This is a genomic window from Bradyrhizobium canariense, from assembly GCF_900105125.1.
Lineage (GTDB): Bacteria > Pseudomonadota > Alphaproteobacteria > Rhizobiales > Xanthobacteraceae > Bradyrhizobium > Bradyrhizobium canariense_A.
Window position 1 is genome coordinate 1,013,929 of the sequence record NZ_LT629750.1, and the last position, 15,164, is coordinate 1,029,092.

13 protein-coding genes and 2 tRNA genes are annotated in these 15,164 nt (G+C 58.8%); 12 read left to right on the forward strand and 3 right to left on the reverse strand.

Annotation, left to right across the window (positions count from 1 at the left end; all coding sequences use genetic code 11):
• Positions 1-477 precede the first annotated feature (477 nt).
• The 10 genes from tig to BLV09_RS05100 all read left to right on the forward strand — a co-directional run bounded on the left by tig (position 478) and on the right by BLV09_RS05100 (position 10,083).
• Positions 478-1,836 carry a trigger factor gene (gene tig / locus BLV09_RS05055; protein WP_146686519.1) on the forward strand — a complete coding sequence of 453 codons (1,359 nt, stop codon included), beginning with the start codon at positions 478-480 and terminating at the stop codon, positions 1,834-1,836.
• A 256-nt stretch (positions 1,837-2,092) separates the two neighbouring features.
• The gene (locus BLV09_RS05060; RefSeq protein WP_146686520.1) at positions 2,093-2,728 is read left to right on the forward strand and encodes an ATP-dependent Clp protease proteolytic subunit; all 636 of its coding nucleotides are present in this window, start codon (positions 2,093-2,095) and stop codon (positions 2,726-2,728) included.
• A gap of 427 nt (positions 2,729-3,155) precedes the next feature.
• The gene (gene clpX, locus BLV09_RS05065; RefSeq protein ID WP_044542438.1) at positions 3,156-4,430 is read left to right on the forward strand and encodes an ATP-dependent Clp protease ATP-binding subunit ClpX; all 1,275 of its coding nucleotides are present in this window, start codon (positions 3,156-3,158) and stop codon (positions 4,428-4,430) included.
• A gap of 304 nt (positions 4,431-4,734) precedes the next feature.
• Positions 4,735-7,161 (forward strand): endopeptidase La, encoded by a 2,427-nt coding sequence (lon, locus tag BLV09_RS05070; RefSeq protein WP_100382126.1) that lies wholly within the window; start codon positions 4,735-4,737, stop codon positions 7,159-7,161.
• 66 nt (positions 7,162-7,227) lie between these two features.
• Entirely contained in the window at positions 7,228-7,629 is a 402-nt protein-coding gene (locus BLV09_RS05075; protein WP_146686521.1) for a GFA family protein, read from the forward strand.
• 51 nt (positions 7,630-7,680) lie between these two features.
• Positions 7,681-7,757, forward strand: a tRNA-Val gene (locus BLV09_RS05080).
• A 132-nt stretch (positions 7,758-7,889) separates the two neighbouring features.
• Entirely contained in the window at positions 7,890-8,156 is a 267-nt protein-coding gene (locus tag BLV09_RS05085) for a hypothetical protein (RefSeq protein WP_244548971.1), read from the forward strand.
• Positions 8,157-8,184: 28 nt separating this feature from the next.
• On the forward strand, positions 8,185-8,406 hold the full coding sequence (locus BLV09_RS05090; protein WP_146686522.1) for a hypothetical protein: 222 nt from the start codon (positions 8,185-8,187) through the stop codon (positions 8,404-8,406).
• A 49-nt stretch (positions 8,407-8,455) separates the two neighbouring features.
• On the forward strand, positions 8,456-9,316 hold the full coding sequence (locus tag BLV09_RS05095) for a class I SAM-dependent methyltransferase (protein ID WP_146686523.1): 861 nt from the start codon (positions 8,456-8,458) through the stop codon (positions 9,314-9,316).
• A gap of 584 nt (positions 9,317-9,900) precedes the next feature.
• Entirely contained in the window at positions 9,901-10,083 is a 183-nt protein-coding gene (locus BLV09_RS05100) for a hypothetical protein (protein WP_146686524.1), read from the forward strand.
• A gap of 43 nt (positions 10,084-10,126) precedes the next feature.
• Here the strand turns inward: BLV09_RS05100 and pepT are convergent, their stop codons facing one another.
• Positions 10,127-11,383 (reverse strand): peptidase T, encoded by a 1,257-nt coding sequence (gene pepT, locus BLV09_RS05105; RefSeq protein ID WP_146686525.1) that lies wholly within the window; start codon positions 11,381-11,383, stop codon positions 10,127-10,129.
• A gap of 234 nt (positions 11,384-11,617) precedes the next feature.
• The gene (locus tag BLV09_RS05110; protein WP_100382122.1) at positions 11,618-11,917 is read right to left on the reverse strand and encodes an HU family DNA-binding protein; all 300 of its coding nucleotides are present in this window, start codon (positions 11,915-11,917) and stop codon (positions 11,618-11,620) included.
• Between the two features lie 213 nt (positions 11,918-12,130).
• On the opposite strand from BLV09_RS05110, the gene BLV09_RS05115 reads away from it, so the two are divergent.
• Positions 12,131-12,207: transfer RNA gene (locus BLV09_RS05115), tRNA-Asp, on the forward strand.
• Between the two features lie 356 nt (positions 12,208-12,563).
• Here BLV09_RS05115 and BLV09_RS05120 read toward each other — a convergent pair.
• Positions 12,564-14,000 carry an acyltransferase family protein gene (locus BLV09_RS05120; RefSeq protein WP_146686526.1) on the reverse strand — a complete coding sequence of 479 codons (1,437 nt, stop codon included), beginning with the start codon at positions 13,998-14,000 and terminating at the stop codon, positions 12,564-12,566.
• A 365-nt stretch (positions 14,001-14,365) separates the two neighbouring features.
• On the opposite strand from BLV09_RS05120, the gene BLV09_RS05125 reads away from it, so the two are divergent.
• Positions 14,366-15,142, forward strand: a complete 777-nt coding sequence (locus BLV09_RS05125; RefSeq protein ID WP_146686527.1) for a TylF/MycF/NovP-related O-methyltransferase — start codon at positions 14,366-14,368, stop codon at positions 15,140-15,142.
• Positions 15,143-15,164: the final 22 nt, after the last annotated feature.

The window sequence follows — 15,164 nt, forward strand, 5'->3', positions numbered from 1 at the left end:
CGGCAGCGCGGAAATGACAGAAGAGATCTCGTTGAACGGCAAAGCCGCAGGCGTCTGGATCAGATTAGTGACTGCCTGAAGCGGGGAACCCACTCGGGGCGGGACGAGATACGTGCCGCTTGTGGGCTTTCCGCAATATAAGTCGGCTTGAATCGATGCCGGGATCATGCGATTAGCGTCACAAACTCGGCGCGCCCGGCCGACCGGAATTCCGGGATACAGACTGAGATACTAACTGGGATACACGGGCGCCATCGACGCCGAAAAAGCTGAGTGATTTCAACGATGTGGTGAGCGGTTGTCGGCGCCCCCGCCCGCACTGAGCGCTTTCAGCGTTTGCATGACGAACATGGAGAGCCTTGTCCTCCTCGGGGACGGGTTAGCCGAACCACCGGCGCAGGCTGCAAGGTCGCGGCGCCAACCAGATTGACACTGTCCTGGCCGTTGGGCCGGACCAAGCGGAAGAAGATTGACACCATGCAGGTCACAGAAACCCTGGCTGAGGGATTGAAGCACGAATTCCAGATCAGCGTTCCCGCATCCGATCTCGATGCCAAGGCGGATGCTCGTCTGGTGGACCTCAAGGACAAGGTCCGTATCAACGGCTTTCGTCCGGGCAAGGTGCCGGTCAGCCACCTCAAGAAGGTGTACGGCCGTTCGGTGATGGCGGAGACCGTCGAGCAGACGATCCGCGACACCAACTCGCAGATCTTCACCGAGCGCGGCTTCCGCCTCGCAAGCGAGCCCAAGGTCACGATGCCGACGGAAGAAAAAGCCGTCGACGATATCCTCAACGGAAAGTCCGATCTGACCTACACGGTTTCGATCGAGGTGGTGCCTGCGATCCAGCTTGCGGATTTCAAGAGCTTCACCGTCGAGAAGCCGGTCGTGGACGTGACCGACGCCGACGTCGATGAAGCGATCAAGCGCATCGCCGATCAGAATCGCAGCTATGCCGCCAAGGGTGAGGGCGCGAAGGCCGAGACCGGCGACCGGGTCACCATCAGCTTCAAGGGCACCATCGACGGCACGCCGTTCGACGGTGGCACCGGCGAGGGCATTCCGGTCGTGATCGGCGCCGGGCAGTTCATTCCCGGCTTCGAGGAGCAGTTGATCGGCGTCGCGGCCGGCGAGACCCGTACGCTGAAGGTCTCTTTCCCCAAGAACTACGCGAGCGAGAAGCTGGCCGGTCAGGCGGCCGAGTTTGAGACGACGGCAACCGCGATCGAAGCGCCGCAGGAGACCAAGATCGATGACGAGTTCGCCAAGACGCTTGGCCTGGAGTCGCTCGACAAGCTGAAGGAGGCCGCGCGCGAGCGGCTGACGGCAGAATTCGCCGGCGCCACCCGCCAGCGGGTCAAGCGCATGCTGCTGGACCGTCTCGACGAGGCCCATCGCTTCGAGGCGCCGCCGTCGCTGGTCGACGAGGAATTCAGGCTGATGTGGAATTCGATCAAGGCCGAGATGGAATCCGGCGGCAAGAGCTTTGCCGACGAGGACACCACGGAACAGGCCGCCGAGGAAGAGTATCGCAAGATCGCCGATCGCCGGGTGCGGCTCGGCCTCGTGCTGTCCGAGATCGGCGAAAAGAACAAGATCACGGTTACCGACGACGAGGTGAGCCGCGCGGTGATCGAGCGCGCGCGCTCGATGCCGGGACGCGAGAAAGAGGTCTGGGACTACTATCGCAGCAATGCCAATGCGCTGGCCCAGCTTCGTGCGCCGATCTATGAGGATAAGGTCGTCGACTTCATCCTCGAACTGGCCAACGTGACCGAAAAGAAGGTCACGCGCGAAGAATTGTTCAAGGACGACGATGAGAAGAGTGCCGCGTAATCGCGCCATTCGGCATTAATGATGAACCGTGAAAGCGGCCCGGCGGCGCTGTCCGTCGCTAGGCGGCTTGGCACGAATCAGCTTGAACTCGTCTCGCTTCCCTTGCCGTTGCCCGGTCTTGTGGCCGGGGAATTGGTCCATATCTGTGAGCCTATCTTTTAAGTCCTGCATCACGGGGCGTTCGTCCACGCCCGGCAATTCCAGCGAGTTCCTAATTGCCGATGGATGTCCGCTGCCGCCAACTTTTGGGTGATTAATGCGCGATCCGGTGGAAACCTACATGAACCTCGTGCCGATGGTGGTCGAGCAGACCAACCGCGGCGAGCGCGCCTACGACATTTTTTCGCGTCTCTTGAAAGAGCGCATCATCTTCCTGACCGGACCGGTCGAGGACGGCATGTCGACGCTGGTCGTCGCGCAATTGCTGTTTCTTGAAGCCGAGAATCCGAAGAAGGAAATCTCGATGTACATCAACTCACCTGGCGGAGTGGTGACCTCGGGGCTTGCGATCTACGACACGATGCAGTTTATCCGTCCGCCGGTATCGACGCTGTGCACCGGTCAGGCGGCATCGATGGGGTCCTTGCTGCTGGCCGCGGGTGAGAAGGATATGCGGTTCTCGTTGCCGAACGCGCGGATCATGGTGCATCAGCCCTCCGGCGGTTTTCAGGGCCAGGCCACCGACATCATGCTGCATGCGCAGGAGATCCTGAACCTGAAGAAGCGGCTCAACGAGATCTACGTGAAGCACACCGGCCAGACCTACAAGGCGATCGAGGATGCGCTGGAACGCGATAAGTTCCTCACCGCCGAGATGGCCCGCGACTTCGGGATCGTCGACAAGGTGATCGACAAGCGCGCGGAAGAGCCGGCGCCGAAAGCCACCTCTTAACACCCCGGGCAGGCATCTCGTTGGTGGCAATGGACGGTGCCGCCGCCGGCAAATGCGGCCGGCGACGGTACTTTGGCGCCCGCCCAGGGGCGCAAAGTTCCGGTTTCGTGCTGGTCTGGCGGCGTGGTAATCGCGCAACGCTTGGCTGATTTCCGTATCTGACGCTCGCGCAGCCGCTGCAAATCACGGTATTGTCACGGGTATTCGATGCGCGGCCGATTAGGGAATTCTTGATAGTCGGATGTCAGCATGGTTGGCTAGGCCGGTCGGGTTATGGCCGTGGGGGATTCGAGCAGGCTGCGATTCCTAGCATTGGGAGCGCAGGGTCTTTTTTGGTACGGATTTTGCTCTATCTAGAGTCCTGTACCGGCGGGTGCCGGAATAGGACAGTTGAGCGAACGGGATCGAACGGCGGACGGAGATAAGAATGAGTAAGGTCGGCACGAGCGACTCCAAGAACACGCTATATTGCTCGTTCTGTGGCAAGAGCCAGCACGAAGTGCGCAAGCTGATCGCGGGTCCTACCGTGTTCATCTGCGACGAGTGCGTTGAGCTCTGCATGGATATCATCCGCGAGGAAAACAAATCCTCGTTGGTGAAGTCGCGTGATGGCATCCCGACCCCGAAGGAAATCTGCAAGGTCCTCGACGACTATGTCATCGGCCAGAGCCATGCCAAGAAGGTACTCTCGGTCGCCGTCCACAATCACTACAAGCGCCTCAATCATCAGACCAAGCACAACGACGTTGAGCTTGCGAAGTCGAACATCCTGCTGATCGGTCCGACCGGTTCGGGCAAGACGTTGCTGGCGCAGACGCTGGCGCGGATTCTCGACGTGCCGTTCACGATGGCGGATGCGACGACGCTGACCGAAGCCGGCTATGTCGGCGAGGACGTCGAGAACATCATCCTGAAGCTGTTGCAGTCGGCCGACTATAATGTCGAGCGCGCGCAGCGCGGCATCGTCTATATCGACGAAATCGACAAGATCAGCCGCAAGTCCGACAACCCGTCGATCACCCGTGACGTGTCGGGCGAGGGCGTGCAGCAGGCGCTTCTGAAAATCATGGAAGGCACCGTTGCCTCGGTTCCTCCGCAGGGCGGCCGTAAGCATCCGCAGCAGGAATTCCTGCAGGTGGATACCACCAATATCCTCTTCATCTGCGGTGGCGCGTTCTCGGGGCTTGAGAAGATCATCTCGGCGCGGGGCCGTTCGACCTCGATCGGCTTTGCCGCCCAGGTGCTGGCACCGGAAGATCGCCGCACCGGCGAAATCTTCCGCCACGTCGAGCCCGAGGATCTGTTGAAGTATGGCCTGATTCCGGAGTTCGTCGGCCGCTTGCCGGTGGTCGCCACGCTGGAGGATCTCGACGAAGCTTCGCTGAAGAAGATCCTGACCGATCCGAAGAACGCGCTGGTAAAGCAGTATCAGCGGCTGTTCGAGATGGAGAACATCGAGCTGACATTCGCCGACGAGGCGCTTGGCGCGGTTGCCCGCAGGGCGATCGAGCGCAAGACCGGCGCGCGGGGCCTGCGTTCGATTCTGGAGAGCATCCTGCTCGAAACCATGTTCGATCTTCCGGGCCTGGAAGGCGTCGAAGAGGTGGTCATTTCGCGCGAGGTGGTCGAGGGAACGGCTCGCCCGCTGTACATTTACGCCGATCGTTCCGACCGCGCTGTGGAAAGCAGCGCCAGCGCCTGATCGGGTCTGCGGCGCTCGGTTTGCGAATTCAATAGACGGCCGCGGGACTTACTTCCGCGGCCGCTTTCGCGCAGGTGCTACCTCGCGTTTAGTCCCCATTTGGCGGGCATTTCCGACACTTGACACCCCTATGGTCGATAGCCACCTAATGCTATCGGCGACGATAATCATGCTTGAGATTCGTCGTTCAACGATCCGGGGAAGCAGGCTCCGAGGGAGCCAAACGATCCCCATCCCGGCACCTTGTGGCGGTTGCGCAAAATGGCGGACGGCGTGCAAGGGGGCACAACAAAAGGAATAGGCCATGACGACCCCTAAACCCCGGCCATCTATCGTTCACGGCGAAAGCCGATCTTATCCGGTGTTGCCGCTGCGCGACATCGTGGTTTTTCCGAACATCATCGTGCCCTTGTTCGTCGGCCGCGAGAAATCGATCCGCGCCCTCGAAGAGGTCATGAAGAATGACGCTCTGATCATGCTGGCGACGCAGAAGAACGCGTCGGATGATGATCCAACTCCGGATTCGATCTACGAGACCGGCACGCTTGCCAGCGTGCTGCAGCTGCTCAAATTGCCCGACGGCACCGTCAAGGTGCTGGTGGAGGGGCTGGAGCGTGCCCGTGTGGAGAAATATTCCGACCGAGCCGACTATTATGAAGCGACCGCTGTTGCGCTCGCCGACACCGACGCCGCTTCCGTTGAAGCCGAAGCCCTGGCGCGCTCGGTCGTGTCCGATTTCGAGAGCTATGTGAAGCTCAACAAGAAGATCTCGGCCGAAGTCGTCGGCGTGGTGCAGGCGATTACCGATTTCGCCAAGCTCAGCGATCAGGTCGCGTCGCATCTGGCTGTCAAGATCGCCGATCGCCAGGCCATCCTGGAGACGCTGTCCGTTACCGCGCGCCTGGAGAAGGTGCTGGGGCTGATGGAGAGCGAAATCTCGGTGCTGCAGGTCGAGAAGCGCATCCGCTCGCGCGTCAAGCGCCAGATGGAGAAGACCCAGCGCGAGTATTACCTCAACGAGCAGATGAAGGCGATCCAGAAGGAACTCGGCGATGACGAGGGCCGGGATGAACTCGCCGATCTCGAAGAGAAGATCGCCAAGACCAAGCTCTCCAAGGAAGCGCGAGAGAAAGCGCAGCACGAGCTGAAGAAGCTGCGCCAGATGTCGCCGATGTCCGCGGAAGCAACGGTCGTGCGCAACTATCTCGACTGGCTGCTGTCGATCCCGTGGAACAAGAAGTCCAAGGTCAAGAAGGACCTTGAGGCGGCTCAAGCCACGCTCGACGACGATCATTACGGGCTGGAGAAGGTCAAGGACCGCATCGTCGAGTATCTGGCAGTGCAGTCGCGCGCCAACAAGCTGACCGGACCGATCCTGTGCCTGGTCGGGCCTCCCGGCGTCGGCAAGACCTCGCTCGGCAAGTCGATCGCGAAGGCGACGGGACGCGAATTCGTTCGCGTGTCGCTCGGCGGCGTGCGCGATGAAGCCGAGATCCGCGGTCACCGCCGCACCTATATCGGCTCGATGCCCGGCAAGATCATCCAGTCGATGCGGAAGGCGAAGACCTCGAATCCGCTGTTCCTGCTGGACGAGATCGACAAGATGGGCGCCGATTTCCGTGGCGACCCGTCATCGGCGCTGCTTGAGGTCCTCGATCCCGAGCAGAACTCGACCTTCAACGACCATTATCTCGAGGTCGACTACGACCTCTCCAACGTGATGTTCATTACGACCGCGAATACGCTGAATATTCCCGGACCGCTGATGGACCGCATGGAGATCATCCGGATCGCCGGCTACACCGAGAACGAGAAAGTCGAGATCGCGCGCAAGCATCTGATCCCGAACGCGATCTCCAAGCACGGCCTGGATTCCAAGGAGTGGTCGATCGACGACGATGCGTTGTTGCTGATGATCCGCCGCTACACCCGCGAAGCGGGCGTGCGTAACCTGGAGCGTGAGCTTTCGACACTCGCCCGCAAGGCGGTGAAGGAGCTGATGATCTCCAAGAAGAAGTCGGTGAAGGTCACCGAGAAGTCCCTCGAGGAATTTCTCGGCGTGCCGAAATATCGCTACGGCGAGATCGAGAGCGACGATCAGGTCGGCATTGTCACCGGCCTCGCATGGACCGATGTCGGCGGTGAGTTGCTCACCATCGAAGGCGTCATGATGCCCGGCAAGGGCAAGATGACGGTCACGGGCAACCTGCGCGACGTCATGAAGGAGTCGATCTCGGCGGCAGCATCCTATGTCCGCTCGCGAGCGATCATCTATGGCATCGAGCCGCCGCTGTTCGACAGGCGGGACATCCACGTCCACGTGCCGGAGGGGGCAACCCCGAAGGACGGACCGTCGGCGGGTGTCGCGATGGCAACCGCGATCATCTCGGTCATGACCGGCATTCCGGTCCGGCACGATGTCGCCATGACCGGCGAGATCACGCTACGCGGGCGGGTGTTGCCGATCGGCGGCTTGAAGGAGAAGCTGTTGGCCGCGGCGCGCGGCGGCATCAAGATGGTGCTGATCCCGGAGGATAACGCCAAGGATCTCACGGAGATTTCCGATGCGATCAAGGGCGGGATGGAGATCATTCCGGTAGCCCGTCTGGACGACGTAGTCTCCAAGGCCCTGGTGCGGCCACCGGTGCCGATCGTCTGGGAAGAAGACACCAAGGTGCCGGTCAAGCCGGAAGCCGGCGACGAGGCGGCGGGCGGCCTGACGGCGCACTAAGTCAAACGAGAAAATGATAAAACAACGGCGCCTTCGGGCGCCGTTTCTTTTTGGAGTTGAACCGCCATGAATATCGACGGGCAATGCCATTGCGGCCTGGTGACCTATCAGGCGGACATCGACCCGGAACGGGTTTTGATATGTCATTGCACGGATTGCCAGACGCTCACCGGTTCGCCTTACAGGGTGACGGTGATCTGCTCGAGCGAGCAAATCCGGATGACGGGAAGGGCGCCCAAGGTCTACGCCAAGACCGGCGATAACGGCCGTACGCGTTTTCAGCACTTCTGTGGGGAATGCGGCTCCCCGCTGTTTACCAGCGGCGAGGGTGGGCCGGACGATTGGGGGATTCGCTGGGGCAGCATCCACCAGCGCGACCGGCTCAAGCCCGCACGGCAAATCTGGTGTCGTTCGGCGGCGCCGTGGATCAACCATCTCCAGGGATTGCCCGGTCAGCCGACCGAGTAGACGGTATCCGACCTTGCACCAACGGGCACCCAAAGGCTAAATAGCGGGTGAGGGCGGCTAGCTCAGCTGGTTAGAGCATCTCGTTTACACCGAGAGGGTCGGGAGTTCGAATCTCTCGCCGCCTACCAGTATCTGCAGCCGTGTCACGCGACGGACCGGCAACAGCTACAGGCACCGCTATCATTGCTGATGGCCGCACACTGGAAGCGCGCGAAGACGCTGAAGATTGTTAGGGGCGACAACATCCAGGAGGTCCGGCCATGTTCGTCACGTCGAAACCCGCAATAGTGACCTGTGCGTTTTTATCTGTCGCGTCGTCGTTGGTGTCCACCGGCGCATCGGCTGTCACGGTGGAAGTAGCCAAGAAGTGCGATCTGCTCGTCGCGAAGGCGTTTCCTCCACGCGAGCCGGGCAATCCCGCGGCCGGCAGCGCGAAAGGCACGGCGCAAGATCAAAGAAGCTATTTTAGCAAATGCGTGGCGAATGGCGGCAACATGGATGGCGGCGCCGACAAAGACACGAAATAGCGCGGCTTAAGCCGGTATGGAGCACCGCATGCGCCGTCTACTGGCCGCGCTGCTTGGATTACTCGCCGGCTATCCGCTGTTTGCATTCGCGGGTTATCGGGCCATCGGATTGTTTTCCGGCAATCACTTCGACGGTAGTGTCGAAGCCAGCATGACGGCCGCGTTCGTCTGTGGTCCGCTCGGCGCGATGATCGGGCTGATCTGCGGGGTTATCTTTGGCAAAGCAAAGCCGGCCGACAGATTGAGATAACGCCGAACATCTCCTCGAGATTTTTAGACGCTGAAGTGGGATTGCGCACATGGAAGCACCGACGGGCCACGATCAAAATGCCGACCAGATCGCGTACTGGAACGGAGCTGGTGGCCAGCGCTGGACCGATCGCCAGCACATGCAGGACATCATGCTTGCGCCGGTCGCTGACATCCTGATCGGCCGCGCCAAGGTCAAGGCGGGCGAACGGATTGTTGACGTTGGTTGCGGCTGCGGCGCCATCGCAATCGCGCTGGCGCAAAAGGTCGGTCCTACAGGTCATGTGCTTGGCGTCGACGTCTCGGCGCCGATGCTGGCCCGGGCGCGCCAGGTTACGCCGGCAGATACTCCCGTCGATTTCGCGCTTGCCGATGCCACGATATACCCGTTCGAGCCCGCAAGCTCTGACCTTCTGGTCTCGCGGTTCGGCGTGATGTTTTTTGCCGAGCCTGCGGTTTCCTTCGCCAATATGCGCCAGGCATTGCGGCCATCGGGGCGGCTGACATTCGCTTGCTGGCGCGAGCCGCGCGAGAACCCGTGGCTGATGGTGCCGCTTCAGGCGGTCTATAAGCACGTCCCGAAGTTGCCGCAGCTCGGGCCGGAAGACCCTGGCCCGTTCTCATTTGCTTCCGAACAGCGCGTTCACCGTATCCTGGGCGAGGCAGGCTTTGCGGGGATAGCGATGGAACCATGTGATTTGGCTCTCGATGTTGCCATCGGGCGAGGCCTTGATGCTGCGGTCGAATCCGCGCTCGAAATCGGTCCCGCAAGCCGTGCGCTGGAGGGGCAACCAGCGGCTTTGTGCGAGGCTTCCAGGAACTCAATCCGCGAAGCGCTGATTCCTTTCGTAAAGGGAAATTCGGTGCCGCTGCCCGCGGCGATCTGGATCGTAACGGCGTCGGCTTCCTAGCAATCGGTCTGATCAATGCTTGTTCGGGAACCGTCGACTGCGACGTTTTCGCGCATGGGAATGTGATTGCAGTTAGGTGACATGGTCCCGATTACGATCCAGAGCGACTTATTTCATGCTTTTGAAAACAGCGAGCTGCCGCCGTCCAAATGCTCGCTGCAACGGCCATTAAGGTTCACCAGTTAGGTTAAGAACTAAATCGCATTGTCCCGTCACGCAAAACGGCTAGCGTCAGCTTCGGATATTTTTAATCCGGATCCAGTGCGGCGAGGCCATCAGAAAATGATGTTCTGTTTGACCGCGTTGCTTCTTCAGATCGTTAGATCGTGAGCGCCGAATGTTCGTTGCTGCCTTTATCGCGGGAATTTTTGCGGCCGGGTTCAGTGTTGGTTACGCGGTGCGGTCGCGGATATCGTATCAACGCCGACAGACCAGGAAAAACCGATGGTAAACGCGTTGAGCGCCTCCGCGTTGGGTAACCCTGATCGAGGCGCAAGTCGGGCGGTCGTTGCTTCGATTTAATGAGAGAATAGTGGTTCTTGCACTTACAATACCAGGCGTGGCGTACACATCGAGTTCGTGAGATGACCGCGTCAGAACAAAAGAATAATGGTCCGTCTGGATCAACGCTCCGCTCGATATTGTCGAAGCTAAAGGACGCCACACCATTTATTTTTTATTTTATCGTCGTCCTGGTCGCGATGGCAGGATGGCTCTACTTCATTGGCTGGCTGTTGTGGCAATTGGTCGTCTGGATTTTTAGTTAGAGAAATATTCGGACGCTGGAAAACACCGAGGTCACGCGCGATCTCAAGCTCGCTCTTCCCAAATCATCACAAGATGGACGATGGTCTGCACGGCTTTTTCCATGTCCTGCACGCTCACCCATTCCAGGCGGGAATGGAAAGCGTGTTCACCAGCAAAGATGTTGGGGCAGGGCAATCCCATGAATGACAGCCGCGAGCCGTCGGTCCCGCCGCGGATCGAGGTCTTCACTGGTTTGAGGCCGGCGCGGCGGATGGCTTCTATCGCATTTTCCATGATCGCGGGGTGAGCGTCGATCACCTGCTTCATGTTGCGGTACTGCTGCCTGATTTCCAGCCGGTAGGTCGATCGCGGAAAGTCCTTCATCACCTCTTTGATGATGTCTTCCAGCAAGACTTCTTTTTCCTTCAAGCCTTCGTCGGTGAAATCGCGCACGATGAAACTTAGCGTGGCTTTTTCCAGCGCGCCCGAGATTGCGATTGGATGCAGAAAGCCTTGCTTGCCCTCGGTGGTTTCGGGCGAACAGGTGTCCTTTGGCAGGCGGTCGACGATAGCGGCCGCGATCTTGATCGCGTGCTCCATCTTGCCCTTGGCGTAACCGGGATGGGTGCTGACGCCCTCGATGGTGACGGTTGCGCCGTCGGCCGAAAACGTCTCGTCCTCGATATTTCCCGCGGTTTCGCCGTCCATGGTGTAGGCAAAGTCGGCGCCCAGCTTTTTCAGATCGGCCTTGTCGACTCCGCGGCCGATCTCCTCATCCGGCGTAAACAGGATCTTGATGGTGCCGTGTTTGATCTGCGGATTATTAATCAGGAAATGCGCGGCATCCATGATTTCGGCCACGCCGGCCTTGTTGTCCGCCCCCAACAGCGTGGTGCCATCCGTGGTGACGATGTCATTGCCGATCTGATCGGCGAGCGCCGGATGCTCCGCGGCGCGGATGATCTGCGAACGGTCGCCCGGCAGGACGATATCGCCGCCGCGATAATTCCTGATGATCTGCGGTTTGACATCCTTGCCCGAGCAATCGGGCGAAGTGTCCATGTGCGAGCAGAAACAGATAACGGGAACTTTTTTGTCCGTGTTCGCCGGGATCGTCGCGTAGACATAGCCATACGCGTCGAGATGGGCGTCGCGAATTCCCATCGCCTGCAACTCGCTCGCGAGCAGGGTCCCCAGGTCTTTTTGCTTTTCGGTGGAGGGACAGGTCGCGGACGCCGCGTCAGACTGGGTATCGATGACCACATAGCGCAGGAAGCGCTCGGTAACGGTATGCGTGAAGTTGAGAGGTGAGGGCACTATCGAAACCGCGGCAAGAACGGAAACAGGACTGCGGGACAGTATAACAAAAAAGCGCCACTCCGGGGCCGCGTATGCCGTGCCGGAATGGCGCTAAAAGGATTGGAAAACGCCCCTCGAGCATGATCCGGAAAAGTGGGAACCGGTTTTCCCTCGGGACAAACGCGAAGCGTTTGCCCGGAGATCATGCTCAAACAAAGTGATGAGATCATGAGCCCATTCCAATCGGATCGTGATCTAAACGGCTTCCTTGAGTTCCTTGGCCGCGCGGAAAGCGACCTTCTTGCTGGCCTTGATATGGATTGCCTCGCCCGTGGCGGGGTTACGGCCCATGCGGGCGGCGCGCTTGCGCACCTGCAGGATGCCGAGGCCGACGATGCGGATACGCTCGCCCTTTTTCAGGTGCTTGGTAATTCGGCTGACCAGATCGTTCAGAATGGCTTCAGCGCCCTTCTTCGACAATTCATGTTCTTCCGACAGGGCGGCCGCCAGATGCTTCAGCGTGATCGTAGCCGGGGTCGCTGCTTTCTTCGCCATATTTGGCCCTCCTCGTTGTTGATGGCTCAGGAAACTAAGGCGTATCAGGCCTTAAATGATTCGAAGACCAGGTGCCTACGCTGTTTTGCCGATAAATAGGCCATTATTTGCATCGGCATGGCAAAAAAGCCCGTGCCGCAAGGGGATTCGCAACGTCCTTGACTTGGATTGGCGGCCCCTTTAAGTCCCTGCACTCGCGGGTGTCGCAATCACGCGGGAGTAGCTCAGTTGGTTAGAGCGCCGGCCTGTCACGCCGGAGGTCGCGGGTTCGAGCCCCGTCTCTCGCGCCAAAATATCTAGTAAAAGCAGATATTTACAGCTCGCCTGATTTTCAGAATTCCTCAAAAAGTGTCAGCAAGGCCGGCTCCGCCGGCTCCCTGACTTTCGTCCGGTTTTTGTTCTAGTTTCCTGGCGCCGATCGCCTTGGCTTCGTCGAACCGGCGCGCGCTGGCGACGTTCACTGGATTGTAGGTTTTCGAAGTCGCTTGTTGACGGCGATGCTGTTGGCCATCTTGTTCGCGTGATCCTCTACCGCTCCGGATCGACGCATGTTGGCAAGCGGGGGGTCTCATCGAGACCGAACACCGGTATTCGAAGCTTACCAAAATCAATGCCCAGAGAGTTCTTGGTGTATGGCCCCGGCGGTTTACGGGCGCCTTTGCCGTGGCAGAACCGTCAGAGCTGACGGGTCTGCGCCCACGGCTTCCAAAGAATGGCGTGTCGGCGAGGATATCTGCTTCGAATGTTCTCGCATGCCCGCCGCGGACGAACCGCGGCTGACCGCATGTGACCAGCGTATGGAAGGGATCTCGAAAAGCCAATAAACGGCGGTTGCCGCCCCGCCAGAAATCAGCACCGACAAGAGGAAAAAATAACCATCGGAAATCTGCCCCCCGGTCACCCGGAGAATGCCAAGGACCAACGGAAAGTGAATGAGGTACAGTGAGTAAGATATGCGCCCCAAATGTGCGACCGGAGGCAGCGTTAGTATCCGGTGCGCCACGTCGGACCGTAAGATGGTCAAAATGACGCAACCCGCGAACAGGCCCAAGGTGATGTCGCTGTGCAGCGCAGTGCCAGCTGCCAGAAGCGCCAACGCTCCTATGGCCATGATATGCGGCGCGGTCAGTAGCCCAAGCCAACGCGACGGCGTGTCCACCTGCTTATGATAGAGGCACGACAGGAGGCAGCCGATATAGAAAACGCACAAATAATGTAGCGTCGCCAGCACGGAGCCGATCACCGTGAGCCCGGTAAATGGCGGATTGGGCACGCCGCGCCACGCCAGCCCGACCGAGGACGCGGCAATCAGACCCACAAGCGCAGCGACTGAATAGCGGATCGGGTAGCGCGTGAGCCCCCAGCAAAGCAACGGAATGAAGAATCCCGCGCGCAGCTCGTAAACCAAACTCCAGACCGGACCATCAAGGTCGATGTCCGCGGGCGTCACCCCCAACAACAGCAGTTGACGCACAAAGCTCGACAGGGTGAGCGGACTAAGCCAGACCACGGAAAAAGCTCTGGCGTCTTCCCGGCCGGGAAAGTCCTTCGTGCACAACATCACAGCAGCAGCCACGATGATCGCAACCAGGAAGCAGGGGTACAGCCGCACAAAGCGGCCAAGTTGAAACCACCCATAAGGTACGCGCGCTCTGCCGAAAAACCGGATCGACAGCACGAAGCCGCTAAGAACAAAAAAGAAAATTACGCTTGCGTGTCCGAGGGTAAAAACGGCTTTGAGCAATATTTCAGCCCATGAACCATCCGACGCCTGTAATCGGGCCGCAGAATGCAAAAGTAAGACTGTTAACGCAGCAACGCCACGCGCACCGTCCAGTGCAGAATACCGTCCTGCTCCGATGGCTTTCGATTGCCTATTTTGTGAACACGAAGCATGTTTTGTGCGAATTCGCACTACCACCCCCCCGATAGTTTTGCGAAAAGACGCAATGTTGTCAGAGGCACTTTGCGGTCCCGCTTCCTGCCTCATGCATATGGCGCGCCAAGACCTGAAGCGACGACCGGTGTGACTCGGCAAAGTCCGGCCGACATGCGTTGCTGAGCAGGATTCAAGCCGCGGCATCCAAGCACTATGCCGACGCTGGAGAGAGCGTCGTTTTCTTAGCTCGCCGGCCGCTTATCGATCTCGTCCGGGTGTAGTCATTTGTAAGGTGCGATTAGCTGATCGTGTGCGCAGATGACGCATTGAGGCTTTCTGGCATGATCGGCGTTCAGCGCGCGATCTTAGTTCCAGCGCGGCCCGTCCGAGGCGCGCGATGTGAGCCGGCGCGCCGATCTAACGTGAGGCTGGCAATTTAAGTTGTGGAAATTCCCGGCAGAGGCATGAATTGACCGAGGATGCTGCCGAGCTATAAGCTGCGAATAGCTAACGGCGATACTCCGGCGTGCCGCGCGGCATATGCATTTTGTATTCGTGGAGCATCATCAGTGGACAATTTTTTTATCACGAAAGATTTCGATTGGCAGATACGCCGGTCCTCGCACCTGGATCGGGCTTTGAATCTCGTTGCAAAGCCCTTTGGCTTCAGAGCCAATACCGCGCATTTTGTCGACGAACTAATTCATCATCTTAGCGGTCTCTCGTTCGCGTCCACACGTTCTGGAGTTTCCACGAATGTAGAGCAGCGAATGAACATGTATCATCTGGTCTCTCAAACGATAGCCTACGACATCGATGGAGACCTGGTGGAAGTCGGATGCAACGAAGGTCAATCTGCCGTTCTTATTGCGAAAATCATTCGCAGTTTTAATTCCGAGAAAAAGTTGCACGTATACGACAGTTTTGAGGGGCTTCCTGCGACCAGGACCGAGGATGGGGAATCTTATAGAAAGGGCGACCTGGCGACGTCGGAGGACGTTCTTCGCAATAACTTCCGTATTCATGGTCTTGAGTTGCCCACCATACATAAGGGATGGTTCGACCAAACCCTTTCAGAGGGATTGCCGGAAAAGGTGTGTTTCGCGCATCTGGATGGCGATCTCTATGAGTCAATTATGGTAAGCCTCGAATATGTTTATCCTCGGCTGACGCCTGGTGCGATCTGTCTCATTGATGACTACTGTGATACATCCATAAACCCGAATGGGTGGAATCATTTGCCTGGGGTGAAAGAGGCTTGCGACGAGTTTCTGGCGGAGAAGCCAGAGCAAATATGCTACTTGTATTCCGGGGCTTTCACGCATGGCTTCTTTCGCAAGAAGTGAGCTAATATTCTGGCCACTGTTA

Excerpts from the sequence above, each read along its gene's own strand:
- BLV09_RS05090 (WP_146686522.1), top strand. The coding sequence starts at position 8,185 with ATGCGCCGTCTACTGGCCGCGCTGCTTGGATTACTCGCCGGCTATCCG.
- BLV09_RS05110 (WP_100382122.1), bottom strand. The coding sequence starts at position 11,917 with ATGGCGAAGAAAGCAGCGACCCCGGCTACGATCACGCTGAAGCATCTG.
- BLV09_RS05095 (WP_146686523.1), top strand. The coding sequence starts at position 8,456 with ATGGAAGCACCGACGGGCCACGATCAAAATGCCGACCAGATCGCGTAC.
- lon (WP_100382126.1), top strand. The coding sequence starts at position 4,735 with ATGACGACCCCTAAACCCCGGCCATCTATCGTTCACGGCGAAAGCCGA.
- BLV09_RS05100 (WP_146686524.1), top strand. The coding sequence starts at position 9,901 with ATGACCGCGTCAGAACAAAAGAATAATGGTCCGTCTGGATCAACGCTC.
- BLV09_RS05120 (WP_146686526.1), bottom strand. The coding sequence starts at position 14,000 with ATGCCGCGGCTTGAATCCTGCTCAGCAACGCATGTCGGCCGGACTTTG.
- clpX (WP_044542438.1), top strand. The coding sequence starts at position 3,156 with ATGAGTAAGGTCGGCACGAGCGACTCCAAGAACACGCTATATTGCTCG.
- BLV09_RS05085 (WP_244548971.1), top strand. The coding sequence starts at position 7,890 with ATGTTCGTCACGTCGAAACCCGCAATAGTGACCTGTGCGTTTTTATCT.
- BLV09_RS05075 (WP_146686521.1), top strand. The coding sequence starts at position 7,228 with ATGAATATCGACGGGCAATGCCATTGCGGCCTGGTGACCTATCAGGCG.
- BLV09_RS05060 (WP_146686520.1), top strand. The coding sequence starts at position 2,093 with ATGCGCGATCCGGTGGAAACCTACATGAACCTCGTGCCGATGGTGGTC.
- tig (WP_146686519.1), top strand. The coding sequence starts at position 478 with ATGCAGGTCACAGAAACCCTGGCTGAGGGATTGAAGCACGAATTCCAG.